This window comes from Streptomyces sp. NPDC085460 (assembly GCF_044541975.1).
In the GTDB taxonomy this organism is placed as follows: domain Bacteria; phylum Actinomycetota; class Actinomycetes; order Streptomycetales; family Streptomycetaceae; genus Streptomyces.
The window spans coordinates 1-23919 of the sequence record NZ_JBITTO010000008.1 but is presented as its reverse complement, the minus strand read 5'-3'; the positions used below and the strand labels follow the sequence as shown (position 1 = coordinate 23919).

Annotated in this window: 27 protein-coding genes and 1 pseudogene; 13 read left to right on the top strand and 15 right to left on the bottom strand. The window is 73.8% G+C overall.

Translation table 11 applies throughout. The features are described 5' to 3' along the window. Window positions 1–6: 6 nt before the first annotated feature. Window positions 7–1044, bottom strand: coding sequence for an MBL fold metallo-hydrolase (locus tag ACIGHB_RS21320; RefSeq protein ID WP_399915093.1), 1038 nt, complete (start codon window positions 1042–1044; stop codon window positions 7–9). A 136-nt stretch (window positions 1045–1180) separates the two neighbouring features. Further along, on the bottom strand, window positions 1181–1630 hold the full coding sequence (locus ACIGHB_RS21315) for a hypothetical protein (RefSeq protein ID WP_399915091.1): 450 nt from the start codon (window positions 1628–1630) through the stop codon (window positions 1181–1183). 177 nt (window positions 1631–1807) lie between these two features. Between ACIGHB_RS21315 and ACIGHB_RS21310 the strand changes: the two genes are divergently transcribed. Both ACIGHB_RS21310 and ACIGHB_RS21305 read left to right on the top strand, forming a co-directional pair. Further along, a complete protein-coding gene (locus ACIGHB_RS21310; RefSeq protein ID WP_360321049.1) occupies window positions 1808–3277 on the top strand; it encodes an aldehyde dehydrogenase in 1470 nt (489 codons plus the stop codon). Beyond that, a complete protein-coding gene (locus tag ACIGHB_RS21305; protein WP_360321052.1) occupies window positions 3277–3510 on the top strand; it encodes a ferredoxin in 234 nt (77 codons plus the stop codon). Before ACIGHB_RS21310 ends, ACIGHB_RS21305 begins: the two co-directional genes overlap by 1 nt. 48 nt (window positions 3511–3558) lie before the next feature. Here the strand turns inward: ACIGHB_RS21305 and ACIGHB_RS21300 are convergent, their stop codons facing one another. Next, window positions 3559–4188, bottom strand: a complete 630-nt coding sequence (locus ACIGHB_RS21300) for a TetR family transcriptional regulator (RefSeq protein WP_360321055.1) — start codon at window positions 4186–4188, stop codon at window positions 3559–3561. A 251-nt stretch (window positions 4189–4439) separates the two neighbouring features. Here ACIGHB_RS21300 and ACIGHB_RS21295 point away from each other — a divergent pair, with 251 nt between their 5' ends. The 4 genes from ACIGHB_RS21295 to ACIGHB_RS21280 all read left to right on the top strand — a co-directional run bounded on the left by ACIGHB_RS21295 (window position 4440) and on the right by ACIGHB_RS21280 (window position 8324). Then, window positions 4440–5762, top strand: a complete 1323-nt coding sequence (locus ACIGHB_RS21295; protein ID WP_360321058.1) for a glycosyltransferase family 4 protein — start codon at window positions 4440–4442, stop codon at window positions 5760–5762. A gap of 70 nt (window positions 5763–5832) precedes the next feature. Continuing rightward, a complete protein-coding gene (locus tag ACIGHB_RS21290; RefSeq protein ID WP_399915087.1) occupies window positions 5833–6567 on the top strand; it encodes a class I SAM-dependent methyltransferase in 735 nt (244 codons plus the stop codon). Further along, a complete protein-coding gene (locus tag ACIGHB_RS21285) occupies window positions 6564–7655 on the top strand; it encodes a prenyltransferase (protein ID WP_399915086.1) in 1092 nt (363 codons plus the stop codon). Before ACIGHB_RS21290 ends, ACIGHB_RS21285 begins: the two co-directional genes overlap by 4 nt. 120 nt (window positions 7656–7775) lie before the next feature. Further along, window positions 7776–8324, top strand: coding sequence for a hypothetical protein (locus ACIGHB_RS21280; protein WP_360321067.1), 549 nt, complete (start codon window positions 7776–7778; stop codon window positions 8322–8324). Between the two features lie 20 nt (window positions 8325–8344). Here the strand turns inward: ACIGHB_RS21280 and ACIGHB_RS21275 are convergent, their stop codons facing one another. Next, the gene (locus ACIGHB_RS21275; protein WP_399915084.1) at window positions 8345–9460 is read right to left on the bottom strand and encodes an alkene reductase; all 1116 of its coding nucleotides are present in this window, start codon (window positions 9458–9460) and stop codon (window positions 8345–8347) included. Window positions 9461–9526: 66 nt separating this feature from the next. Here ACIGHB_RS21275 and ACIGHB_RS21270 point away from each other — a divergent pair, with 66 nt between their 5' ends. Continuing rightward, window positions 9527–9892, top strand: a complete 366-nt coding sequence (locus tag ACIGHB_RS21270; protein ID WP_360321073.1) for a MerR family transcriptional regulator — start codon at window positions 9527–9529, stop codon at window positions 9890–9892. Between the two features lie 35 nt (window positions 9893–9927). Here ACIGHB_RS21270 and ACIGHB_RS21265 read toward each other — a convergent pair whose 3' ends face one another. The 3 genes from ACIGHB_RS21265 to ACIGHB_RS21255 all read right to left on the bottom strand — a co-directional run bounded on the left by ACIGHB_RS21265 (window position 9928) and on the right by ACIGHB_RS21255 (window position 12910). Continuing rightward, on the bottom strand, window positions 9928–10938 hold the full coding sequence (locus tag ACIGHB_RS21265; RefSeq protein WP_399915081.1) for an LLM class F420-dependent oxidoreductase: 1011 nt from the start codon (window positions 10936–10938) through the stop codon (window positions 9928–9930). 138 nt (window positions 10939–11076) lie between these two features. Further along, window positions 11077–11904, bottom strand: coding sequence for a DUF5336 domain-containing protein (locus tag ACIGHB_RS21260; RefSeq protein WP_360321079.1), 828 nt, complete (start codon window positions 11902–11904; stop codon window positions 11077–11079). A 100-nt stretch (window positions 11905–12004) separates the two neighbouring features. Beyond that, window positions 12005–12910 carry an N-acetylmuramoyl-L-alanine amidase gene (locus ACIGHB_RS21255; RefSeq protein WP_399915079.1) on the bottom strand — a complete coding sequence of 302 codons (906 nt, stop codon included), beginning with the start codon at window positions 12908–12910 and terminating at the stop codon, window positions 12005–12007. Window positions 12911–13069: 159 nt separating this feature from the next. Here ACIGHB_RS21255 and ACIGHB_RS21250 point away from each other — a divergent pair, with 159 nt between their 5' ends. Beyond that, the gene (locus ACIGHB_RS21250) at window positions 13070–15466 is read left to right on the top strand and encodes a hypothetical protein (RefSeq protein ID WP_399915077.1); all 2397 of its coding nucleotides are present in this window, start codon (window positions 13070–13072) and stop codon (window positions 15464–15466) included. 50 nt (window positions 15467–15516) lie between these two features. On the opposite strand, the gene ACIGHB_RS21245 is transcribed toward ACIGHB_RS21250, so the two are convergent. After that, window positions 15517–16119: a TetR/AcrR family transcriptional regulator gene (locus tag ACIGHB_RS21245; protein ID WP_399915075.1), complete on the bottom strand. Its 603-nt coding sequence runs from the start codon at window positions 16117–16119 to the stop codon at window positions 15517–15519. Between the two features lie 121 nt (window positions 16120–16240). Here ACIGHB_RS21245 and ACIGHB_RS21240 point away from each other — a divergent pair, with 121 nt between their 5' ends. After that, the gene (locus ACIGHB_RS21240; protein ID WP_399915073.1) at window positions 16241–16903 is read left to right on the top strand and encodes a dihydrofolate reductase family protein; all 663 of its coding nucleotides are present in this window, start codon (window positions 16241–16243) and stop codon (window positions 16901–16903) included. Window positions 16904–16927: 24 nt separating this feature from the next. Here ACIGHB_RS21240 and ACIGHB_RS21235 read toward each other — a convergent pair whose 3' ends face one another. Next, a complete protein-coding gene (locus ACIGHB_RS21235; protein WP_399915071.1) occupies window positions 16928–17572 on the bottom strand; it encodes a class I SAM-dependent methyltransferase in 645 nt (214 codons plus the stop codon). Between the two features lie 61 nt (window positions 17573–17633). Continuing rightward, window positions 17634–18041 carry an ATP-binding protein gene (locus ACIGHB_RS21230; RefSeq protein ID WP_360321580.1) on the bottom strand — a complete coding sequence of 136 codons (408 nt, stop codon included), beginning with the start codon at window positions 18039–18041 and terminating at the stop codon, window positions 17634–17636. Between the two features lie 85 nt (window positions 18042–18126). Here ACIGHB_RS21230 and ACIGHB_RS21225 point away from each other — a divergent pair, with 85 nt between their 5' ends. The 3 genes from ACIGHB_RS21225 to ACIGHB_RS21215 are packed head-to-tail and all read left to right on the top strand — an operon-like array spanning window position 18127 to window position 19642. Next, window positions 18127–18975, top strand: a complete 849-nt coding sequence (locus tag ACIGHB_RS21225; protein WP_399915069.1) for a Scr1 family TA system antitoxin-like transcriptional regulator — start codon at window positions 18127–18129, stop codon at window positions 18973–18975. Further along, the gene (locus ACIGHB_RS21220; protein ID WP_399915067.1) at window positions 18935–19216 is read left to right on the top strand and encodes a DUF397 domain-containing protein; all 282 of its coding nucleotides are present in this window, start codon (window positions 18935–18937) and stop codon (window positions 19214–19216) included. The genes ACIGHB_RS21225 and ACIGHB_RS21220 overlap by 41 nt, the downstream gene beginning before the upstream one ends. Before the next feature lie 3 nt (window positions 19217–19219). Beyond that, window positions 19220–19642: a hypothetical protein gene (locus ACIGHB_RS21215; RefSeq protein WP_399915065.1), complete on the top strand. Its 423-nt coding sequence runs from the start codon at window positions 19220–19222 to the stop codon at window positions 19640–19642. Here ACIGHB_RS21215 and ACIGHB_RS21210 read toward each other — a convergent pair. The 5 genes and pseudogenes from ACIGHB_RS21210 to ACIGHB_RS21190 all read right to left on the bottom strand — a co-directional run. Then, window positions 19629–20459, bottom strand: coding sequence for a hypothetical protein (locus ACIGHB_RS21210; RefSeq protein WP_399915063.1), 831 nt, complete (start codon window positions 20457–20459; stop codon window positions 19629–19631). The genes ACIGHB_RS21215 and ACIGHB_RS21210 overlap by 14 nt on opposite strands. Before the next feature lie 25 nt (window positions 20460–20484). Further along, the gene (locus tag ACIGHB_RS21205; RefSeq protein WP_399915061.1) at window positions 20485–21087 is read right to left on the bottom strand and encodes a DUF1349 domain-containing protein; all 603 of its coding nucleotides are present in this window, start codon (window positions 21085–21087) and stop codon (window positions 20485–20487) included. Window positions 21088–21222: 135 nt separating this feature from the next. Next, window positions 21223–21663, bottom strand: coding sequence for a hypothetical protein (locus tag ACIGHB_RS21200; protein ID WP_399915059.1), 441 nt, complete (start codon window positions 21661–21663; stop codon window positions 21223–21225). Window positions 21664–21711: 48 nt separating this feature from the next. Further along, window positions 21712–22116: a DUF4259 domain-containing protein gene (locus ACIGHB_RS21195; RefSeq protein ID WP_360321559.1), complete on the bottom strand. Its 405-nt coding sequence runs from the start codon at window positions 22114–22116 to the stop codon at window positions 21712–21714. A gap of 103 nt (window positions 22117–22219) precedes the next feature. Beyond that, a pseudogene (locus ACIGHB_RS21190) lies at window positions 22220–22606 on the bottom strand (cupin domain-containing protein); the annotation flags it as partial. A gap of 172 nt (window positions 22607–22778) precedes the next feature. Here ACIGHB_RS21190 and ACIGHB_RS21185 point away from each other — a divergent pair. Beyond that, complete coding sequence (locus ACIGHB_RS21185; RefSeq protein WP_399915056.1) at window positions 22779–23774, top strand: GlxA family transcriptional regulator; 996 nt, start codon at window positions 22779–22781, stop codon at window positions 23772–23774. The last annotated feature ends 145 nt before the right edge of the window (window positions 23775–23919 follow it).

Here is a 23919-nt window from a genome sequence, read left to right as displayed (position 1 = left end):
GCCGCGTCACACCGCCACGTACGCCACCGGCTCGGTCCCGGTCAGGGCCTCCGCGCGGCCCAGCTTCACCAGGCGCCGGATGTGGGCCTCGGCCTCGCTGACGGCGATGTTGCGGGAGCCGTACGGGATGCGGTCCCAGGGCCGGTTCCACTCCATGCGCTCGGCCAGCTGCCAGGGGGTGAGGGGGACGGTGAGGAGGGCGAGGAGGCCGGAGAGCCGTTCCTCGTGGTGGTCGAGGAGCTCCCGGACCCGGCCGGCGGCGTCGGGGAAGGCGTGCTGGTGGGCGGGGAGGACCTCGGCGACACCGAGCCGGCCGATCCGCTCCAGGGAGTCGAGGTAGTCGCCGAGGGGGTCGGTGACCGTGGCGTCGTCGGGGTCCTCGTACAGGCCGATGTGCGGGGAGATCCCCGGCAGCAGGTGGTCGCCGGAGAAGAGCCGGCCGTGGCCGGGGAGTCCGCCGGGGTGCTTCTCCTCCAGGTGGAGGCAGACGTGGCCGGGGGTGTGGCCGGGGGTCCAGACGGCGCGGAGCCGGCGGCCCGCGAGGGCGAGGAGTTCGCCGGGGACGATGTCCCGGTCGGGCAGGGCGGCGCCGAGGCCGGGCAGGGTCCGCATCCGGCCGCCGGAGCGGGCGGCGCGCAGCGGCGCGAGGTGGTCCTCGGGCGCGCCGGCGGCGGCGAGCTTGCGGGCGAGGTAGTCGAGCCAGGTGCCGGGGTCGGACTCGCGGGTGCGGCGGACGACGGCGGTGTCGGCGGCGTGCATGGCGATCCAGGCGCCGGACTCCTCCCGGACGCGTCCGGAGAGGCCGTGGTGGTCGGGGTGGTGGTGGGTGATGACGACGCCGTGGATGTCTCCGGGGCCGAGCCCCAGCGCGCCGAGCCCGGCGGTGAGTTCGCTCCAGGAGTCGGGGTCGTCCCAGCCGGTGTCGACGAGGACCGGGCCCCGGTCGGTGTCGAGGACGTGGACGAGGGTGTGGCCGAGCGGGTTGTCGGGGATGGGCACGCGCAGCGACCAGACGCCACCGCCGTGCTCGGTCACCTGCGTCATGAGCGTCCTCGTCTCTCCGTGCGGGGGCGGGTACGGCCATCGCCCACTATAACGAGAACTGACTATCCGTCAGATACCTTTGTGGTGTGCGACTTCACCCCGCTCGTGACCTGCGCCACGCCCACCAGGCGAGGCGTCAATCAGGGATCTGGATATCGGCGATCCACTGGATGTGATCCGTCGTCTCGATCCGGAAGCGCCCTTGCCGCCCCTCGGCCAGGTCGAGCTGGTTGACGTTGACGCGAACCTCGTGGCTGGGGCACTCGATCGAGAACTTTCCGACCGTATCGATGGCCAGCGTGATCTTCCCCTTTCCGGCGGCGGCGACACAGTTCACGTTCACCCAGGAGATTCCCTTGGCGAGCGTGACGTCACCGAGATCCCAGGAGCCGCGCCGAGGGCCTCCCGAGGCGATGCGGTGGTGTCCCGGCCGGATCTCGGGAGCCGTGAGTCTCACGGCCTGGGTCGATGTCGTGGGGGAGGGCCGAGGCTTGGGCTCCTCGGCTCCCATGCAGCCGGTCAGAGCCGCCGCGACGGCGGTGGCGGCCGCGGCTCCCGCCGCGAACCGACGGGGTCGGCGCGTCATCTGGTGGTCTCCCGGTCGATCATGGTCGGCGGTTCAGGGTGGGGCGCGCGTGGCGGCCGGCGGTCGTGTTGCGGGGGTGTGGGTCGGTGCGAGGCGCCGGTCGATGTATGGCCAAGCGTAACTAGAACTGATATCAGTTCTGATACACCGTCAGAAACCCCCCGGGAGGCGACCGGCATGAGCGAGCTCGTGGAGCACGGACAGCTGTTCATCGGCGGGGAGTTGACCGACCCCCTCGGCGACGACGCCATCGAGGTGATCTCCCCGCACACCGAGGAGGTCATCGGCCGCGTCCCGCACGCCTCCCGCGCCGACGTCGACCGGGCCGTCGCGGCGGCCCGGCGGGCCTTCGACGAGGGGCCCTGGCCGCGGACGAGCCTGGAGGAGCGGATCGAGGTCGTCTCGCGGATCAAGGACGCCATCGCCGTCCGGCACGAGGAGCTGGCCCGCTCGATCAGCGCGCAGAACGGCTCCCCGTACTCCTGGTCCGTCCTCGCGCAGGCGCTCGGCGCGATGATGGTGTGGGACTCGGCCGTCACCGTGGCCCGGGACTTCGTCTTCGAGGAGCGGCGCGCCGGGGTCCTCGGCCCGCTGCTCGTGCGGCGCGAGCCGGTCGGGGTGGTCGCCGCCGTCGTGCCGTGGAACGTGCCCCAGTTCACCGCCGCCGCCAAGCTGGGCCCGGCGCTGCTCGCCGGCTGCACGGCGATCCTCAAGCCGTCGCCGGAGTCCCCGCTCGACTCGTACCTGCTCGGCGAGATCGCCGCGGAGGCCGGGCTGCCGGAGGGCGTGCTGTCGATCCTGCCGGCGGACCGCGAGGTCAGCGAGTACCTGGTCGGGCACCCCGGCGTCGACAAGGTCTCCTTCACCGGCTCGGTCGCCGCGGGCAAGCGCGTGATGGAGGTCGCCTCCCGCAACCTCACCCGGGTCACCCTCGAACTCGGCGGCAAGTCCGCGGCGGTGATCCTCCCCGACGCCGACGTGGCCACCGCCGTCGCCGGCATCGTCCCCGCCGCCTGGATGAACAACGGGCAGGCGTGCGTCGCCCAGACCCGGATCCTCGCCCCGCGCTCCCGGTACGAGGAGATCGCCGAGGCGCTGGCCGCCGCCGCCTCCGCACTCGTCGTCGGCGACCCGCTCGACCCCGCCACCCAGGTCGGCCCGCTCGTCGCCCGCCGCCAGCAGCGGCGCTCGCTCGACTACATCGGCATCGGGCAGGCGGAGGGGGCGAAGGTCCTCACCGGCGGCGGCCGCCCGGACGGCCTCGACCGCGGCTGGTACGTCGAGCCGACCCTCTTCGGCGACGTCGACAACTCCATGCGGATCGCCCGCGAGGAGATCTTCGGCCCGGTCGTCTGCCTCCTGCCGTACGGGGACGAGGCCGAGGCCCTGCGGATCGCCAACGACTCCCCGTACGGGCTCAGCGGCAGCGTCTGGACCGGCGACGTCGAGCACGGCATCGACTTCGGCCGCCGGGTGCGCACCGGCACCTTCAACGTCAACACCTTCAGCCTCGACATGCTCGGCCCCTTCGGCGGCTACAAGGACTCCGGCCTGGGCCGCGAGTTCGGACCCGAGGGCCTCTCCGAGTACCTGGAGCACAAGATGGTCCACCTCCCGGCCGGGTACGAGGGGCCGGTGGGCGACTGATGGGCGACCGCTGGCACCTGGAGGTCGACCGGGGCGTCTGCATCGGCTCCGGCCTGTGCGTCAACCACGCCCCCGACGGCTTCCGCCTCGACACCGCCCGCCAGTCCCACCCCGTCACCGCCGAGACCGACGCCGGCGAGCGCCTCCTCGCGGCGGCGGAGGGCTGCCCGGTGGAGGCCATCCTCATCACCCTCGCGGACGGCGGCGAGCCGGTCTACCCGCCCGAGGAATGAGAGCCCGGGTCAGCCGCGGGCGGACTCCGGGAAGGTCACGTCCCCGGGTCAGCCGCGGGCGTGCTCCGGGGACGTCAGGTCGATCAGGCGGCACACCGTCTCGATGTCGATCTTCACCTGGGCGATCGAGGCACGGCCCGAGAGCCAGGTGATGAGGGCCGAGTGCCAGGTGTGCTCGATGACGCGGACCGCCGACAGCTGTTCCGGCGTCGGCTGTTCCGCGCCCATCGCGTCGAGGATGATCGCGGTCGTCAGGCGGGAGACCGTGTCGACCTCGGGGCTGACGCTGCGGTCGGCGAAGGTCAGCGCCCTGACCATCGCGTCGGCGAGCTGCGGCTCGCGCTGGAGGGCGCGGAAGGCCCGCATCAGGGTCTCCGCGACCCGCTCCGCCGGGGCGGCGCCGCCCGGGGGCCGCTTACGGAGCGTGGTGTGCATGTGCTGGAGCTGGTCCTGCATGGTCGCGACGAGCAGGTGGACCTTGGAGGGGAAGTAGCGGTAGAGCGTCCCGAGGGCGACCCCGGCCGCCTCCGCGACCTCCCGCATCTGCACCGCGTCGAAGCCGCCGCGGGCGGCGAGCTGCGCGCTGGCGTCGAGGATGCGGCGGCGCCGGGCCTCCTGGCGCTCCGTCAGGGGCGGGGTGGCGGAGGGGCGGTGGTCCGCTCTGCTCTCTGCGGTCATCGGGGTCCCGTTCCGTGCGGTGGGGAGCGTCAGTATGGCGGAGGACGGCCGTGGCGCGAACCTCCGGGGCCGGGTGGTGCGAATCACCTGTTCCGGCGCTCACACGGGAGCTACCTGCCGGTAGATTCGGTGCCTCCCGGCGGATCGCGGAGAGCGTCGGAAGACGTCGAGAACGATCAAGTCTGTAACTTGTTCTACATTAGCGCGAGCGGTTACGCTCGCGCGAAACGCACGCTCGAAGGGGGTCGCGCATGACCGCTGAGGCCATAGAGGCGAGCCCCCGGCGGGGCCGCGCCGACTCCGGTGGCGGTCCGCTGCGGATCGCTCTCCTGACGTACAAGGGGAACCCGTTCTGCGGCGGCCAGGGCGTCTACGTCCGCCACCTCTCCCGCGAGCTCGCCCGCCTCGGCCACACCGTCGAGGTCTTCGGCTCGCAGCCGTACCCCACCCTCGACGAGGGCGTCACGCTCAGCGAGATCGCCAGCCTCGACCTCTACCGCCAGCCCGACCCCTTCCGGACGCCGAAGCGCGAGGAGTACCGGGACTGGATCGACGGCCTGGAGGTCGCCACCATGTGGACCGGCGGCTTCCCCGAGCCGCTGACCTTCTCGCTGCGGGCCCGCCGCACGCTCGCCGCCCGCCGCGGCGACTTCGACGTGATCCACGACAACCAGACCCTCGGGTACGGCCTCCTCGGCGGCCCCCGCGCCCTCGGCGCCCCGCTGGTCACCACGATCCACCACCCCATCACCGTCGACCGGCGCCTCGACCTCGACGCCGCCGCCGACTGGAAGCGCCGCGCCTCCGTCCGCCGCTGGTACGGCTTCACCCGCATGCAGAAGCGCGTCGCCCGCCGGCTGCCGTCCGTCCTCACCGTCTCCGGCACCTCGCGCGACGAGATCGTCGAGCACCTCGGCGTCCGCGAGGACCGCATCCGGGTCGTGCACATCGGCGCCGACACCGAGTTGTGGTCCCCGGACGCCTCGGTCGCCGAGGTCCCCGGCCGGATCGTCACCACCTCCAGCGCCGACGTCCCCCTCAAGGGCCTGGTCTTCCTGATCGAGGCGCTCGCCAAGCTCCGCACCGAGCGGCCCGAGGCGCACCTCGTCGTCGTCGGCAAACGCGCCGAGGACGGACCCGTCGCCCAGGCCATCGAGCGGTACGGCCTCGACGGCGCCGTCCGCTTCGTCAAGGGCATCAGCGACGCCGAGCTCGTCGACCTGTACCGCTCCGCCGAGGTCGCCTGCGTCCCCTCCCTCTACGAGGGCTTCTCCCTGCCCGCCGCCGAGGGCATGGCCACCGGCACCCCGCTCGTCGCCACCACCGGCGGGGCGATCCCCGAGGTCGCCGGGCCCGACGGCGAGACCTGCCTCGCCGTGCCCACCGGCGACGCGGGTGCCCTGGCGGCGGCGCTCGGCCGGATGCTCGGCGACGCCGAGCTGCGGGCTCGGCTCGGCGCGGCGGGGCGGGCCAGGGTGCTGGACCGTTTCACCTGGGCGCGGGCCGCCCAGGGGACCGCCGAGCTGTACCGCGAGGCCCTGGAGCGCCGGCGAATCGGCGCCCGCCGCCGCTGACCCCCGTACCTCCGCCGACCCCGTACCGCCTCCGTACCACCCGAACCCGCCACCCTGAAGGGCAGACCCCGTGCTGACCGTCGACTTCACCCGCTTCCCGCTCGCCCCCGGCGACCGCGTGCTCGACCTGGGCTGCGGTGCGGGCCGGCACGCCTTCGAGTGCTACCGGCGCGGCGCCCAGGTCGTGGCCCTCGACCAGAACGGCGAGGAGATCCGCGAGGTCGCCAAGTGGTTCGCCGCCATGAAGGAGGCCGGCGAGGCCCCGGCCGGCGCCACCGCCACCGCGATGGAGGGCGACGCGCTCAACCTGCCCTTCCCCGACGAGTCCTTCGACGTCGTCATCATCTCCGAGGTCATGGAGCACATCCCGGACGACAAGGGCGTCCTCGCCGAGATGGTCCGCGTCCTCAAGCCGGGCGGCCGGATCGCGGTCACCGTCCCCCGCTACGGCCCCGAGAAGATCTGCTGGGCGCTCTCCGACGCGTACCACGAGGTCGAGGGCGGCCACATCCGCATCTACAAGGCGGACGAACTCCTCGCCAAGATCCGCCAGGCCGGCCTCAAGCCGTACGGCACCCACCACGCGCACGCCCTGCACGCCCCGTACTGGTGGTTGAAGTGCGCGTTCGGAGTCGACAACGACAAGGCGCTGCCGGTCCGCGCCTACCACAAGCTCCTCGTCTGGGACATCATGAAGAAGCCCGCCCTGACCCGGGTCGCCGAGCAGCTGCTCAACCCGGTCGTCGGCAAGAGCTTCGTCGCCTACGCCACCAAGCCCCACCTCCCGAAGGCCGACGCCCGGTGACGTCCCCCGAGCGGATCGCGGAGCACCTGGTCCTGCCCGGCGTCCTCACCGCGGAGCAGGCCGCCGCCACCGTCGCCGGCATCCTCGCCGCCCAGCGCGAGGACGGCGCCATCCCGTGGTTCCGGGGCCACCACCTCGACCCCTGGGACCACACCGAGGCCGCCATGGCCCTGGACACGGCCGGCGAGCACGAGGCCGCCGCCCGCGCCTACGCCTGGCTCGCCCGCCACCAGAACCCCGACGGCTCCTGGTACGCGGCCTACCGGGACGGCGACCCCGACGACGTCACCGACCGCGGCAAGGAGTCCAACTTCACCGCGTACATAGCCGTCGGCGTCTGGCACCACTACCTGTCGACCGGCGACGACGCCTTCCTCGACCGGATGTGGCCGGCCGTCTACGCGGCGGTCGAGTTCGTCCTACGGCTCCAGCAGGCCGGCGGCCAGATCGGCTGGAAGCGCGAGCCCGACGGCACCCCCGTCACGGACGCCCTCCTCACCGGTTCCTCCTCGATCCACCACGCCCTGCGCTGCGCCCTCGCCCTCGCCGAGGCCCGCGAGGAGCCGCAGCCCGACTGGGAGCTGGCGGCCGGCTCCCTCGCCCACGCGATCCGCCGCCACCCGGAGCGCTTCCTCGACAAGTCCCGTTACTCGATGGACTGGTACTACCCGGTCCTCGGCGGGGCCGTCACCGGCGCCGAGGCGAAGGCCCGCATCGACGCCCGCTGGGACGAGTTCGTCGTCCCCGGCCTCGGCGTCCGCTGCGTCGTCCCCAACCCGTGGGTCACCGGCGGCGAGAGCTGCGAGCTCGCCCTCGCCCTCTGGGCGACGGGGGAGTCCGACCGGGCCCTCACGGTCCTCCAGGACATCGGCCACCTGCGCGCGCCGGGCGGCCTGTACTGGACGGGGTACGTGTACGAGGGCGCCGACGGGCACGAGCCGGCCGTCTGGCCCGAGGAGCAGACCACCTGGACGGCGGGCTCCCTCCTCCTCGCGGTCGCGGCCCTCGGCGGCGAACAGGCCACCGTCGCCGTCTTCGGCGGCGAGACCCTCCCGACGGGCCTGGCCCCGGACTGCTGCGAGGACTGACCGGGCACCGGCCGAGCCCGTACGGGCCCTCCGTACGGGCCACCCGTACGGAGCGGCCCGGATGGCGGTGCGGCGGGACCGGGGCGAGGCTGGCGCCACCAGTCCCAGGGAGGTTCCGCTGTGCCCAGAAGTCTGAACCGCGGCGTCGTCGCGCTGCTGCTGTCCTGCGCGCTGCTGCTCACCACGGCCGGGTGCGGGGCCGACACCACCCAGAGCGTGAGCACGGCCTCCAGCCCCTCGGCGTCGAGCACCTTCGAGCAGCAGAAGCTGGCGAAGACCCGGTTCGTCGCGAACGCCGGACTCGCCGCGGGGGCCGCGTACCAGTGGATCGTGAAGCCGTACAAGGCCGGCAAGTTCAAGAAGGGCGCCGACGGGCGCACCTTCGCCCTCGTCAAGGCGGGCCTCGCGGGCGCGTTCACCTACAACCGGCTCAAGGCCGCCGTGAACAACGCCAAGGGCGACCCGCTCCTGTCCAAGGCCGTCGCCCCGCTCTCCGCCGGCATCGAGTCCCTCAAGGACCTCGGTACGAAGCTCCGCAAGGGCGAGGTCGACGCGGCCGGCGTCGGCGGTCTGGAGGGCGTCATCAACGACATCAAGGACGCCGGCAAGTCCGCCGGGGCCGAGGTCGTCGACAAGGTCCCCTCGGCCTCCCAGCTCAGCGGCGGCTGATCTCCCGCCACCCCCCCCGGTCACACGAGGGCGGCGGACTCGGCGAGGGTCGGGTAGTCGTTGTACCCGGCCTCGTCGCCGGAGTACATCCAGTTCGTCTCCCGCAGCGGGTTGAGCGGCGCGCCGGTGCGGAGCCGTTCGACCAGGTCGGGGTTGGCGAGGAAGGCGCGGCCCAGCGAGATCAGGTCCGCCCCGGCGGCGAGGAGCCGCTCGCCCGCGGCCTTCCCGCCGTCGGCCGGGAGGGGCCCGCCGAATCCGAGCGCCGGGTTGGCGATCAGCGTGTTCGGCCAGGCGGCCCGGATCCGCCGGTACAGCGGTTGTCCGGGATCGGCGAAGATCACGTGCAGGTAGACCGGGCCGAGGGCGGCGAGGGCGGGGACGAGCGCCGCGTAGATGTCGTCCGTGTCGCCCTCCTCGACGCCGTTGACGGTGACCCCGGGCGAGATGCGCACCCCGACCCGGTCGGGGCCGATCGCGTCGGCGACGGCCCGGACGACCTCGACCACGAACCGGACGCGGTTCTCCACGGACCCGCCGTACTCGTCCGTCCGCCGGTTGGTGTTCTTCGCCAGGAACTGGTGGAGCAGGTGCCCGTTGGCGGCGTGCACCTCGACGCCCTCGAAGCCCGCGTCGACGGCCCGGCGCGCGGCGGCGGCGAAGTCGGCGACGGTCTCGCGGATGTCGTCCGCCGTCATCTCGCGGGGCACCACGGCCTCCTGCCGGCCGCTGGGGGTGTGGATCGTCTCCGGCAGCGCGACCGGCGAGGGCGCGACCGGGCGGAGCCCGCTGTTGTCGGGGTGGCCGACCCGGCCGCCGTGCTGGATCTGGAGGAACATCCGCCCGCCCTCGGCCCGTACGGCGTCGGTGACCGCGCGCCAGCCGGCCACGTGGGCGTCGCTGTGGAGGGCCGGGATGTTCGGGTACGTCTGGCCGACCGCGTTCGGGGTGGTCCCCTCGGTGATGATCAGGCCGGCGGTGGCCCGCTGCGCGTAGTGGGTGACCATGAGGGGCCGGGGGACGCCGTCGGCGGCGGCGCGGTTGCGGGTCAGCGGCGGCATCACCAGCCGGTTGGGGAGGGTGAGGGGGCCGAGGGTCGTGGACTCGAAGAGGCGGGAGGCCGCCGTGCGGTTCGTCATGCGGGTACCGTAGGAGTTGACACCAGTGTCAGGTTCAAGTCCCTTCTGCCGGAGGTGAGACGACGGATGCGCATCGGTGAACTGGCCCGGCGCAGCGGCGTCAGCGAGCGGTCGCTGCGCTACTACGAGACGCAGGGGCTGCTGCGTGCGGAGCGCACCCCGGGGGGCCAGCGCCGGTACGGCGAGTGGGCGGTGGACCGGGTGATCCGCGTGCAGGCGCTGTACGCGGCGGGCCTGAACAGCCGCAAGATCGCCCAGCTGCTGCCCTGCATGCGCGACGCCGACGGCGCGCCCAGCGAGATCGCCACGGCGCGGCTGGTCGACGAACTGGCCGCCGAACGGGCCCGCATCGACACGCTGATCGCCGACCTGCGCCGCTCCCGCGACATCCTCGACGAGGTCATCGACCTGGCCTCACCGGCGACCCGCTGACCCGCTGACCCGCCGGTCCGCCGGTCCGCCGGCCCCTACGAGGACAGCTCCGCCAGCGTCCGCAGCGTCTCCAGGTCCGGTGCCGTGACCAGCAGCTCCGTCAGCGGTCCGGTGCGCCACTCCTGGAGGCGTTCGGCGATCCGCTCCCTCGGGCCCACGAGGGAGATCTCGTCGGCGAAGGCGTCGGGGACGGCGAGGACGGCCTCCTCCCTGCGGCCCTCGGCGAAGAGGTCCTGGATGTGCCGGGCCTCGGCCTCGTACCCCATGCGGGCCATCAGGTCGGCGTGGAAGTTGCGGGTCGCGTGGCCCATGCCGCCGATGTAGAAGCCCAGCATCGCCTTGACCGGCAGCAGCCCCTTCGGCAGGTCGTCGCAGACCTGGGCGCGGACCATGGGCGCCACCCGGAAGCCGTCGGGGAGCCGGTCCGGCAGGGCGTACACCTCGCGCCAGCGGGTGGGCGACCAGTAGAGCGGCAGCCAGCCGTCGGCGATCCGCAGGGTCTGCGCGATGTTCTTCGGCCCCTCCGCGCCCAGGAGGATCGGCAGGTCGGCGCGGAGCGGGTGGGTGATCGGCTTGAGGGGCTTGCCGAGGCCGGTGCCGTCCTCCCCGGCGTACGGGAAGGAGTGGTGCCGTCCGTCGAGCCGGACCGGGCCCTCCCGGCGCAGCACCTGGCGGATCACGTCCACGTACTCGCGGGTGGCGGTCAGAGGGGAGCGGGGGAAGGGGCGCCCGTACCAGCCCTCCACCACCTGCGGCCCGGAGAGTCCGAGGCCGAGCCGCATCCGGCCGCCCGACAGGTGGTCCAGGGTCAGCGCCTGCATCGCCGTCGCGGTCGGCGTGCGGGCCGCCATCTGCGCCACGGCGGTGCCGAGGCCGATCCGGCTGGTGTGGGCGGCGAGCCAGGTGAGCGTGGTGAAGGCGTCCGACCCCCACGCCTCCGCCGTCCACACCGAGTCGTAGCCCAGCCGCTCCGCCTCGCGCGCGAGCTCCAGATGGGCGGGGGAGGGGCCGCGGCCCCAGTAGCCGAGCGCGAGTCCCAGGCGCATGACGGACTCCCTTCCGCAGCGGACGCCGACGACGTGATCTGACGATGTATCAGATCGGGTGTCCGGGACTGTACGACAGCGGCCCCTCGACCGGAAGGACTTCCGGTCGAGGGGCCGCTGCGGCGGTCCGGCGGGCGGTCAGCCGCGCTGGATGCCCGTGGCGTCCTGGAGGACACCGCGGCGCCCGTCCTGCGTCTGCGCGATCAGCGCCTGGCCGCGCTGCTCGACGGCCAGGTACCAGGTGCCGGGGGCCAGTTCGGCGATCTGCGAGCCGGAGCCGTCCTCCGCGTACAGCGGGCGGGCGACCGGCACGGCGAACCAGAACGGCGTGAAGTCCGAGCCGCCCTGCGCCGGGGCCTGCGGCTCGGGCTGCGGGGCCGGCTGCGGCTGGCCGAAGGGCTGGCCGCCCTGCGAGGCGTCGTGCGGGGCCGGGTAGGGCTGCTGGCCCTGCTGGGCGCCCGGGTAGCCGTAGCCACCGCCGACACCCGGCTGGCCGGGCTGGCCGGGCTGCGCGCCGTACGGCTGCGGGGTCTGCGGGCGCGGGGCGCCGACGAGCGGGGCCTTGAGGGCGGGGACCATCGGGCCGGCGACCGCGGCGGCGGCCAGCACCAGGGCGGAGATCAGACCGAGGATCAGGCCGGCGCCCGCGTCCTCCGCCTCGAAGATCCACATGAGGAGGGACCAGGCCGCGGCGATCGTGAAGGCGGCGCCGACCTGGCCGAGGTCGAGACCGGCGACCTTGCGGGGCTGCGGCAGGCCGTGGGAGACGACGACGAGCGCCGCGCCGGCGATGCCGAGGAAGAAGGTGCCCCAGCCGAGGTAGGACCACTCCCACGTGTTGGGCATCTGGTCGCAGATCGAGTCCGGGCCGTCGCAGCCGGCGATGTCGAGGAACGAGGCGATGAAAAGCACCACCGCAGCGCCGATCACTACGCCATCGCCTCGGGTGAGGGAGCGGATATTCACGTAAGAAGTCCTTCGTCGGGTCGTCGTCGCGTCGGTCAGGCGCCGGTTCTGGGCACGGGGGCGGCCCCATCGTACGGAGGGAATCTATCGCTCGCCGGTTCTACCCGTTGAGGTAGGTCACGATGCCGTCGGCGATGCCCCGCGCCGCCTTCTGCCGCCACGCCCCGGACGTCAGGAGCGCGGCGTCCTTGGGATCACGCATATTGCCGCATTCGACGAAGACCTTGGGCACCGTTGACAGATTGAGACCTCCGAGATCCGATCGGACGTCCAATCCGGTGCCGCCGCCGAGGTAGTTGGCGGGCGAGGTGCCGGTGGCGTCGCGGAAGCCGGCGACGATCCGCTCGCCCAGCCGGCGCGAAGGGGCCACGATCGGGCCCGTGTCGGCGGCCCCCTCCCGCACCTTCGCCGGCACGATCACGTGGAAGCCGCGGTTGCCGGTGGCCGAGCCGTCGGCGTGGACGGAGACGACGGCGTCGGCCTTCGCCTTGTTCCCGGTCCGGGCGCGCTCGTCGATGCAGGGCCCGTACGGCCGGTCCGCGTCGTGCGTCAGGACGACCGTGGCGCCGCCCGCCTCCAGGAGCTTCCGCAGCCGGTGCGAGACGTCGAGGGTGAAGGCCGCCTCCGTGTACGCGGGCGTGCCCTCGGTCGCGTTCGTCGAGGTCCCGGTGGTGTCGCACTCCTTGCGGGCCGTGCCGATGTCCACCTTCTGGTTGATCTCGCGTGTGTGGTCGAAGTTCCCCGGGTTGTGGCCGGGGTCGATGACGACGGTCCGCCCGGCGAGCGGCCGGCCGGCGCCGCCGGTGTCCTGGGTACGGGTCGGGGCGGGCGTGCCGGCCGTGGCGGAGGTCGTGGCCGTCGCCGTCGCCGTCGCCGCTGCCGGGCCCTGGGTGCCCTGCGCGGCCTCGGAGGCGGCGCCGCAGCCGGCGAGGGCGGCGGAGCAGACGAGCGCCGCGAGGGCGGCGGGTGCGGAGCGGGTCACGGCGTTCCTTCGGTCGTACGGCACCCCGCGACTCTAGGCCCTCCGGTGGCCGGAACCATGGACCGGATGTACCGGCTGGGTCACCGCTCCCGCAATCCGCTGGACGCGTGTGCGGGTCGGGTGAAGGGTAGGTGGAAGGAGCGGCGGTGACGGGTCACCGCGCCAGGACCACGAGGGGGAACCGTGGCGGGGGAAGAACCGAACGACGCACGTCCGCGCCCGGACGCGGAGGGCCCGCGCGACGCGGCTCCGCAGGACGCCCGGCCGGCACCGCCGGCACCGTCACCGCAGGACGCCCGGCCGGGCCCGGACCTGGCCAAACGCCCGGCGGACGCGTCGCCGGCGCCGACGCCGCAGGACGCCCGGCCGGGGGCCGACCTCGGCAAGCGCCCGGCCGACGCGCCGCCCGCGCCGACGCCTGACGACTCCGGCCGGACGATCATGATGAGACCGGCCCGCCGCCCCGACGCGTCCGGCGCCGGCACGGAGCCGGAGCCCGAGCCCGGTGGTGCCTTCGGGCAGGCGGGTTCCGGGGGCGGTACGGGCTCCGCGCCCGCCGGGGCCTTCGGGCCTGCCGGTACCGGGGGCGGTACGGGCTCCGCGCCCGCCGAAGGTACGGGCTCCGCGCCCGCCGGGGCCTTCGGGCCGGCCGGTTCCGGTGGGGGTACGAGCGCTTCGGAGACGGGTTCCTTCCGGCTGCCCGCCCCGGGCCCGGCGCCCGCCTCCGCGCAGGCCGCAGGGCCCGCGCCCTGGGAGGCGCCACAGAACGGCGGCACCCACGGCGCCCCGCAGCCCGCCAGCGCGACCGGCCCTACGGGTCCCACGGGCCCGGCGGGTCCCACCGGCCCCACGGGCTCCGCCGGGCCGCCGCCCGTCTCCGGCGGCGGCTTCGGGCCGCCCACCGGCGGTGGCGGGTACGCAGGCGGCGGCCAGTACGGCGGTGGCGGGTACGGCGCGGGTGCCGCGCCCGGGCAGGTGCCCGCGGCGGCGCCCGGCTGGGCCGGGGCCGGGACGCTCCCGCCCCCGCCCCCCGCACCGCCCGGCGGCCCCGGCCCCGGCGGCGGGCCCCGTGGCGAGGCGCGGCCCCTCCAGGCCCTCCTGATCGCCCTGCTGAACCTCTCCTGCCTCGGCCTCGGCTACCTCGTGCTCCGGCACTGGGTGAGCGCCGCCCTCTGCTGGGCGGCCACGGCGGGGCTGCTCCTGGTGGCGCTCCCGGCGGACGCCGACGGCGTGCCCACCGCCCTGCTCGTCGGGTACGGCGCCTTCCTGCTGGCCGTCGCGGCCGACGGGGCCCGCCGGGGCCTGCGGGCCCGGATCAGCTGGGGGACCACGGTCCGCCGCCTCGCCCTGCCGCTCGCCGTCGTGCTGCTCGCCGCCCCCGTCGGCGGCGCCGTCGCGTACGCGGGGGCCCACGCGGACGCCCGCGAGGAGGCCCGCCAGCAGGCTCTGCTCGCCCGGCTGGCCGCCGCCGACGCGCTGGTGAAGGGCGGGGAGGGGCAGCCGTTCGCGACCGCGGAGGCCGACTACCGCAAGGCGCTGGGCGAGTACCAGGACCTCACCCGCACCGAGGGCGGCTCGCGCGCCGCGAAGCTCGTACCGGACCGGCTCGACGCGTACTACACGACGGTCTCCGCCCCGTACGCGCAGAAGAAGTACTGCGAGGCCGTCGCCCCGCTCAAGCACCTGCGGTCGCTGCCCGGCACCGTCGACAAGGAACTCCTCGCCGACCGCCCGGCCCGCATGGACGAGCCGCTGGCGCAGTCCCTGTACGAGTGCGGCGCCGTCGCGCTCAAGGGCTCGGCGAAGTCGGAGGCGACGGCCGGCTTCAACGACCTGACCTCGACCTTCCCCCAGTCACCGTACGTCGGCAAGGCCGAGACGGCGGTCAAGGACGCCATCCGGGCCACGGCCGGCGCGCTCGGCGCCGCCGGGGCCGGCCGGTGCGACACCACCGAGGAGCTGCGCTCCCTGCGGGGGGTCGCCACCGGCATGAAGGGCGTCTCGCTGGGCGGGGCGGTCGCGGAAGCGGACCGGGGCGTGCGCAAGGGCGTCTTCGCCTGCGGCACCGAGCAGTTCGGGGACAAGGAGTTCGCCAAGGCCACCGAGACGATGAACACGTACGTCAAGGACTACCCGGACGGCGAGCAGGTCGGCCACGCCCGTTCCATCGCGATCGCCGCGCAGATCGCCGGGCAGGAGCCGGAGGCCGGGAAGAAGCTGCCCCCGGTGACGGTCCCCGGCGGCGCCCGCATGACCATGGTGATCAGCAACGACGCCCGGGACTCGGTCGAACTCCTCTACACCGGCCCCGTCACCGGCAAGGTCACCCTGAAGGGCTGCGGGGGCTGCCGCAGCTACGAGCGGATCGAGACCCTGCGGCCGGGCTTCAAGCCCTGCTCCGGCGCGGCCTCGAAGTACCCGAAGGTGACGATCCAGCTGCCCGCCGGCACGTACCACATGCTCCAGAAGCGGGCGGGGAGCGGCTTCTCCACGGCCGGCGACACCAAGACCAGCAAGGCGAAGATCGAGTCCGGCTACGACTACACCAACTGCCTCTACGTCACGTCGGGTCTCTACTAGCCCGTCGGGCCTCTACCGGCCCGTCGGGCCTCCACCAGCCCGTCGGGTCTCTACCGGAGGGGACGGTCCGGACCGGATCCGGCGAAGACGATCCGGTCCACCGCCGCCGCCACCAGCGCCTCGCGCTCCTCCTCGGGGAACACCTCGGGGAGGGTCAGCTGTTCCACGATCAGCCAGTTCAGGGTGAGCATGAGCAGCTTGACAGCGGTGGCGTCGCCGGGGAGGCCGGACGCCTCGTGGAAGCTCACGTTCTGCTCGACGTCGGCCCGCACCCGCGCGGTGAGGATCGAGCGGAGCGCGGGCCGGCGGGTGGCCTCCAGGCGCAGTTCCAGCAGGGCGAGGTAGCCGGTGCGGAAGCCGGATACCCGTCCGACCAGCTCCCGCATCAGCCGGACGTACGTCTCCCTGTCGTGCGGCGCCGTCCGCGTCCCCTCGATGGTCTCCTCGTCGGGCTGGAGCCGCTCGTACACCCGGGCGCCGGCCTGGGTGAGCAGCTCGTCCCGGTTGGCGAAGTAGTTGGACGCGGTCCCCGTCGGCACCCCGGCCTCCGTGTCCACCGCCCGGAAGGTCAGCCCCCGGGCCCCCTCCCGCGCCAGCACCTCGATCGCGGCGTCCACCAGCGCGGCGCGCCGCTCGTCGTTCCGCCTCGCCATGGAGACCACTCCGTTCGTAGTACTACAGTCGGACCCCTTTGCGTAGGGTACGCGTCCCCGCGATGAGTTCGCGCCGCCCGGGCAGTCATGACTGCGGAACGACCCGACGAGGAGGAACTCCATGACCGCCGCACACCGGCCGCCCCAGCTCCTGAAGGTCCAGAACTTCACCGTCTCCGCCGACGGCATCGCCGCCGGCGAGGACCAGACCCTGGAGCGCCCCTTCGGGCACGTCGACCCCGGGCGGCTCTTCGCCTGGGCGGGCGCCACCGCCAGCTGGCCCAACCGGACCGACCCCGGCGGCACCCGGGGCCTCGACGACTACCTGGTCCGTGACTTCTCGCACCACATCGGCGCCGAGATCATGGGCCGCAACAAGTTCGGGCCCGTGCGCGGCCCGTGGGGCGACGAGGAGTGGAAGGGCTGGTGGGGCGAGGAGCCGCCGTTCCACACCCCCGTCTTCGTCCTCACCCACCACCCGCGCCCGTCCCTGACGCTCTCCGACACCACCTTCCACTTCCTCGACGCCGACCCGGCGACCGCCCTGGCCCGCGCCAAGGAGGCGGCGGACGGCAAGGACGTCCGGCTCGGCGGCGGGGTGACGACGATCCGCGAATTCCTGGACGCCGACCTCGTCGACACCCTCCACATCGCCGTCTCCCCGGTGAAGCTCGGCACCGGCCTCAAGCTGTGGGACGCGCCCGAGGACCTGACCGACCGTTTCCACCTCGACGTCGTCCCCAGCCCCAGCGGCATGACCCACCACCTCTTCTGGCGGAAGTGACCCCGGCGCACGGGACCCCGGGGGTCAGGCGGTCCGGCGCAGCACCCGCAGCGACTCCGTCACCGAGACCTCCTCGAAGTCGCCGGACTCCAGCGCGCGCAGATAGATCCGGTACGGCGCCTGGCCGCCGTCCGCCGGGTCGGGGAACACGTCGTGGATCACCAGCAGGCCCCCGGGGGCGACCCGGGGGGCCCAGCCCTCGTAGTCGTTCGTCGCGTGCTCGTCCGTGTGCCCGCCGTCGATGAAGACGAGCCCGAGATCGCCGCCCCACACCTTCGCGACCTGCGGGCTCCGCCCCACCACCGCGATCACGTGCTCCTCCAGGCCCGCCTTCCGCAGCGTCCGCCGGAAGGTCGGCAGCGTGTCCATCACGCCCACCTCCGGGTCCACGACGGTCGGGTCGTGGTACTCCCACCCCGGCTGCTGCTCCTCGCTGCCCCGGTGGTGGTCCACCGTCAACGCGACCGTCCCCGCCGCCCGCGCCGCGTCCGCCAGCAGGATCGTCGACCGCCCGCAGTACGTGCCCACCTCGAGCAGCGGCAGCCCCAGCTTCCCGGCCTCCTCCGCCGCCGCGTACAGGGCCAGGCCCTCCCCGACGGGCATGAACCCCTTCGCGGCCTCGAAGGCGGCGAGGATCTCGGCACGGGGCTCGGAACCGGTCTCGGACATGGCGGTCTCCTACTGGCGAGTAGTACGTCGGTACGGGCGCCCATCGTGCCCTACGCGCCCCCTACCCGTCGCACTCGAACCACACCGTCTTCCCGTCCCCCCGCTCCTCCACGCCCCACCGGTCCGTGACCCCCTCCACCAGCACGAGCCCCCGCCCGCCCTCCGCCGCCGGCTCCGGCACCTTCGCGTGCAGCGCGCCGGCCACTCCGTCCGCGACCTCCACCCGCAGCCCGTACGGCTCCCGCAGGAACAGCACGGTGCAGCGGCGCCCCGGCACGTGCCGCACGACGTTCGCGACCAGCTCGGTGAGCGCGAGCGTTGCGGAATCGGTCAGATGGTCGAGCGCCCACCGCGTGAGGAACATGCGGAGGATGTGGCGCATGTGACGGGCCGAGTGCTCACCCACGGTGAAGCCCATGCGGTAGCTGGCCTCAAGTGCCGCAGGATGCAAGTCTGTTGGTTGATTCATGCCTCCAGGGTGGAGCAGCTTCATTACGCTCGGCTACGGACTGAACGCAACGCCTCTGTGCGTGACCTTTGGGGGTGACCTCGTCGTGGTCAACATCCGCAGCCTCGATCCCAGCGCCTCGCCGCTGGACTACTACGGGTACGAACTTCGCCGGCTGAGAGAGGGCGCGGGGCTGAGCCAGTCCCAGCTCGGCGACATCCTCTTCTGCACCGGCTCGCTGGTGGGCCAGATCGAGACCGCGAGAAAGGTCCCCACGAGGGAGTTCTCGGAACGGCTGGACGCGGCGCTGATGACGGGCGGGTTCTTCACGCGGCTCGTGGGGCTGGTGCTGAAGAGCCAACTGCCGTCGTGGTTCAGGCCGTATGCGGAGATGGAGGCGAAGGCGACGTATCTCTGTATCTTCCAGGCGCAGCTGGTTGACGGGTTGCTTCAGACGGAGGACTACGCCCGCGCCCTCATGAGTGCGAGATTCGAGAGCGATCTCGACGGCCTGGTTGCCGGCCGCATGGAGCGTCAGCGAATCCTGGTCCGCGAACACCCGCCGTTGTACTGGGTGGTCATGAGCGAAGCGGCGCTGCGCCAGGAGATCGGCGGACGGGCGATCATGCGGCAGCAACTGGCGCACCTGTTGGAGATGCAGGAGCGGGAGTGGGTGAAGCTCCAGATCCTTCCGTTCGCGGTCGGCGCCCACGCGGGATCGCTCGGATCGTTCACGCTCCTCCGCTTCGACGACGACCCTGACCTCGTCTACACCGAGGACTTCGTGCAGGGGCATATGACGGTGGATTCGGCCGCGTTCAAGGAGGGGTCGCTCCGTTACGATCACCTGCGAGCGGCCGCTCTCTCGGTGGAGGATTCGTCCGCGCTGATCACCCGCGTCATGGAGGAACACTATGGAGATCAACGAGAGTCTGGCGGCAGCGCGCTGGCGTAAGGCTTCGTACAGCGGCGACAACGGCGGGCAGTGCATCGAGTGCGCCCCGCTCGGCGCAGCCACCTGGCGGAAGTCCTCCCACAGCGCCGACAACGGCGGCGAGTGCATCGAAGTCGCCGACCTCACCGCCCACATCGCCGTCCGCGACTCCAAGAACCCCGAAGGCCCCGCCTTCCTCGCCAGCCCCGCCGCGTTCACGGCCTTCGTGAGCGCCGCCGCCGAGGGGCGTATCGGGCGCTGAGCCGTGGCGGCCCTCATAGGGATGGTGATCCTCGCCCTCGTCCTGCCGGCGTGGGCGGGGATCACGTACGTCGGGCTGGTCCGGGCCCGCCGGGAGGCGGCCGGGCTGCCGCCCGCGCCCCGGCCCCGCCCGCGCCGCTCGCTCGCGCGGAAGGCCGCCTGGATCGCCGCCCTCGCGTACGTCCTCGGCGGCGCGCTGCACGTGTACGGGCTCTCCTACCAGCCCTTTCTCTTTCCCGAGGACGCGTGCTGGTTCAACGCGCGGCACAAGGCGGTGCCGGACTCCAGCAGTGCGCTGCCGGTGAGTCTGGTGTGCGCGGGGGAGGAGATCGTGCCCTGGTGGGTGAACCCGGGGCTGCTTCTGTTCGCGGTCACCGCCGTCGGCGCGACGGTCGCCGCGATCGTGCTGAGGATCAGGCGCCGGTAGGGGTGAGGCGGTAGGTCCAGGTGTCGACCGTGTACCTGGTCGGTTCGGCCGGGTGCTGTTCCGCGATGATCGCGCGGAGGTGGGTGCCGTCCCAGCGCAGGGCCCGTAGGGTCCGGGCATCGGCGGGGATGGGCATCTCGGCGAGGACGGTCGCGTCGAGGTCCCGGCCGACCGCGCGGATCGTGCCGCCGTCCAGGACGAGGAGGGTGCCGTCCGGGAGGACGACGGGTTTCGGCGGCTGGGGGTCGTTCAGGGCGGGGCCGGGGGAGACGGTGCCGCCGGGCAGGAGGCGTACCACCCGGCCCCGGGTGGGGATCCGCCGGTCCGCCTCCACGACGCGGACGCCGCTGCCGACGACGTAGTGCCCGTACGAGTCCCAGCGGTCCGTCTCGGCGCCGTCGCGGTCGTACGCGACCGTCTCGAAGATGCCGTACCCCTCCAGGCCCAGCAGGAACCGGCCGCCGCCCCGGGTGGCGCCGCGCTCGCCGCGCAGCTCGGCGATCCGCCGGCCGTCGGTGAGGTCGAGGAGGTAGGCGGGGCCGAGGAAGCCCCACGGGGTGTACTCCAGGGAGTCGGTGGTGACGAGGACCCGGCCGGCCGAGATGTGGGCGGCGTTGGGGCGGCCGGCGACGGCGTGGGTCCACAGGGGGCGGCCGTCGGGGGCGGTCGCCCGGATCTCGCCCCTGGCGCCGTGGACGGCGAACTCGCCGCGCCGGGCCAGGGGTTCGCCGGGCGGGAGGGCCCGCTCGTACGGGGGCGTGCCCTCCTCACGGCGGTGGTCGACGGCCTTCGCGCGCCATGCTCCGATGCTCGTCATGGCGGGAGCGTAACGCCCGGCGGGCTCACCGTCCGTCGAACAGGTGGGCAAGGGGCGTGGGGGTGAGGCGGAGGGCGTCGAAGGCGGCCCGGCAGCCCTCGCCGACCGGAGACTGGGCGCCGAGCCCGACCCGTACGGGGACCGGGGCGCCGAGCGTGAACTGCCGCACCAGGCTCCACTTCTCCCCGTCCTCGGAGGAGTGGAAGGCGAACCGCTCGCCGGTCCGGCTGATCCGCAGCCACAGCGCGTCCACGGCGACGGGCGCGGCGACGGCGTCGTCCGAGCGGCCCCGGGTGACGACGGAGAAGACGGCGGGGGTGCCGTCGGGCGCCTGCTCGAAGGTGAGCTTCGCCCAGTGGTCGTCGTCGGCGTGGACGAGGAGCGCGCCCGCGTCCCAGGCGTCCCGCAGTCCGGCCCGGACCCGGGCCGACCACTGCCAGTCGCCCTCCGGGGGCACGGTCAGGGCGAGCGCGGCGTCCTGCCGCCGGGTGCCGTCGAGTGGGTCGGTGAAGAGGTCGGTGCGGGGCGCGGCGGTGACGGTCAGGACGTCGTCACCGTCGAGGGACCAGGAGGCGGGGGCGGTGACCCACTCCAGGGCGAGCGGGAGGGCGGGCTCGGTCGTCGTCATGCCGCCATGATCGCGCCCGGCCGCCCCTCGGAGCCGTACCGGAGGCAGAGGATCCAACAACCCGCACGGAAGTCCAAGCGGGCCGCGCGGTCGCCCCGGCCCGTGCGGCGGGCCCTACCGCTCGGCCTCGGGCGCTCACCGCAGGTCGTCGCGGCCCAGCCAGGAGGGCCGGACCGGCACACCGTCCGCGTACCGCTCGACCGGATCCACCGGAGCCTCGACGGGCTGGACGGGCTCGGCGGCCGGGGGTTCCGGCTCGGGCGCGGGCAGGGGTTCCTCCCGCGGGGCGGGCGCGGCGGAGTCCTCCAGCAGCTCCGCCACCGTGAACCGGCTGACGTACGACTGCCACGCCCCGTCGACGACGAGAAGGAACCCGTCGCCCTGCCGAAGCAGCCTGCGGCGCCGGGGATTTCGCGGATGGGCGGGCGAGTGGTTCCGCGCCCGCCGCTCCAGCTCCGCGAGCGCGTCCTCCCGCGTCCCGGTGACGTGCGCGAGCACATACGCCTCCATGTGCTTGCGTTCGCCCATGCCCACGGTCATCTCGATGACCAGGCCCCAGGTCGTCGGCGTACCCATCGAACCCCCGTTCTCCCGAAGGTCCACCTTAGGCGGCGCCCCTCCGGGTCAGGCCCCCGCCAGGACGCCCCGCAGCGCCCGTATGCCCGTCTTCCACTCCTCGCCGTCCGACTCCTCCCACAGCTCCAGGAGCTCGGACGGCTCGGTCAGGACCCGGTCGAGCGCGGCCACCGCCTCCGCCCGCAGCGCCACCGGCAGCACTCCCAGCGGCTCCTTCGGCGCGTACGAGGTCGTCACCGGCTCGCCGCCGGGGCACTGCGCCGCCACCAGCGCCGCCGACGCGACCGCCTCCACCGACAGGTCCGCGTCCAGGTACTCCTCCCCGGTCCCCGTCACCTCCCGGAAGGCCGCGAGCAGCACCTCCGCCTTCCTCGGCCCGGGCGCGGCGTCCACCCGGTACGAGAAGTCGGCGGCGGTGTCGTTGTCGAACGGTCCGATGTCCCAGGTCCCCATGGCGCGTACGCCCTTTCACGCTCGTGTCGTTCCGGTGTGGCCATCGTGGCAGGGGCCACTGACAACGCGACCGTGATGCCCGGCGGCCGCCGGGCGGGTGCCGTCACCGGTCCAGGGCGTGGCCCGTCGTCGCGTCCACGTGGTCCGGGATCTCGTCGTGGCGGTCGCCGACCGTGGAGGTGCCGGTGGGCTCGAAGAGCAGGATCGACGCGCCGGCGGGGGCGTACGGCTTGTGCTCGACGCCCCGGGGGACCGTGAAGACGGAGCCCTTCGGGAGGCGGACCGTGCGCTCGCCCGCCGGTTCGCGGAGCGCGATCGACAGCTCGCCGTCGAGGACGAGGAAGAACTCGTCGGTGTCGTCGTGCGCGTGCCAGAGGTGCTCCCCGGCGACCTTCGCCACGCGCACGTCGTAGTCGTTGACGCGGGTGACGATCCTGGGGCTCCAGAGGGCGTCGAAGGAGGCGAGGGCGGAGGAGAGGGCGAGGGGTTCCTCGTGCGGGGTGGTCGCGGTGGTCGCGGTGGTCGCGGGGTTCGCGGAGTTCGCGGAGTTCGCGGTGTTCGTGCCGTTCACGGCGGTGGTCGCGGTGTTCGCGGGGTTCGCTGTGCTCATGGGGTGATCCTCGCCGTGGCGGGCGTACCGCCGTGAGTGCTAGGAATCGCACATGCCGCAAGGATCCTCGCAGAGTGCCGGTCCGCCCCACCGGGTCGTCGTGATCGTCGACGCCAACTCCAACCCCTTCGAACTCGGCTGCGCCAGCGAGGTCTTCGGGCTGCGCAGGCCCGAGCTGGGCGCCGGGCGGGAGCGGCTGTACGACTTCGGGCTCTGCTCGCCGGAGCCGGAGACCGTCATGCGGGACGGGTTCTTCACCCTGACCGGGGTGCGGGGGCTGGAGGCCGCCGACGGGGCCGACACCGTCATCGTGCCCAACCGGCCCGACGTGGCCGTGCCGCGCAGGCCCGCCGTGCTCGACGCGATCCGGCGCGCGCACGCGCGCGGGGCCCGCCTGATCGGTTTCTGCAGCGGCGCCTTCACGCTCGCGGAGGCGGGGGTCCTGGACGGGCGCCGGGCCACCGCGCACTGGCAGTGGGCGGACGCCTTCCGGGCGCGGTTCCCCGCCGTACGGCTGGAGGAGGACGTGCTCTTCGTCGACGACGGCGACATCCTCACGGCGGCGGGCAGCGCGGCGGCCCTGGACCTCGGGCTGCACGTGGTGCGGCGCGACCACGGGGCGGAGATCGCGAGCGCGGTGAGCCGGCGGCTCGTCTTCGCCGCCCACCGGGACGGCGGACAGCGGCAGTTCATCGAGCGGCCCGTGCCGGCGATCCCGGACGAGTCGCTGGCGCCGGTGCTCGCCTGGGCGCAGGAACGGCTCGACCGGCCGCTCTCCGTCGCGGACCTGGCGGCGCGGGCGGCGGTCTCCCCGGCGACCCTGCACCGGCGGTTCCGCGCGGAGCTCGGCACGACGCCGCTGGCCTGGCTGACGGGGGAGCGGGTGACGCTGGCGCGGCGGCTGCTGGAACGGGGGGAGGCGCGCCTCGACGTGGTGGCGCGGGCGAGCGGGCTCGGTACGGCGGCGCATCTGCGGGGCCTGATGCGGCGCGAGACGGGCCTCTCCCCGTCGGAGTACCGGCAGCGCTTCGGCCCGGACGGGAGCTGACTCCCGGCCGGGCCGTGGCGTGGGGGCGAGGGCGCCGTCACCGGCGGCGCTCAGTGGGAGTGGGCGGAGATGTCGCCGTGGGCGGTGGTGGCGCGGATGGTGAGGCCGGCGCCCTTGCCCTCGGCGTTCTGGAGGGCGTTGTGGA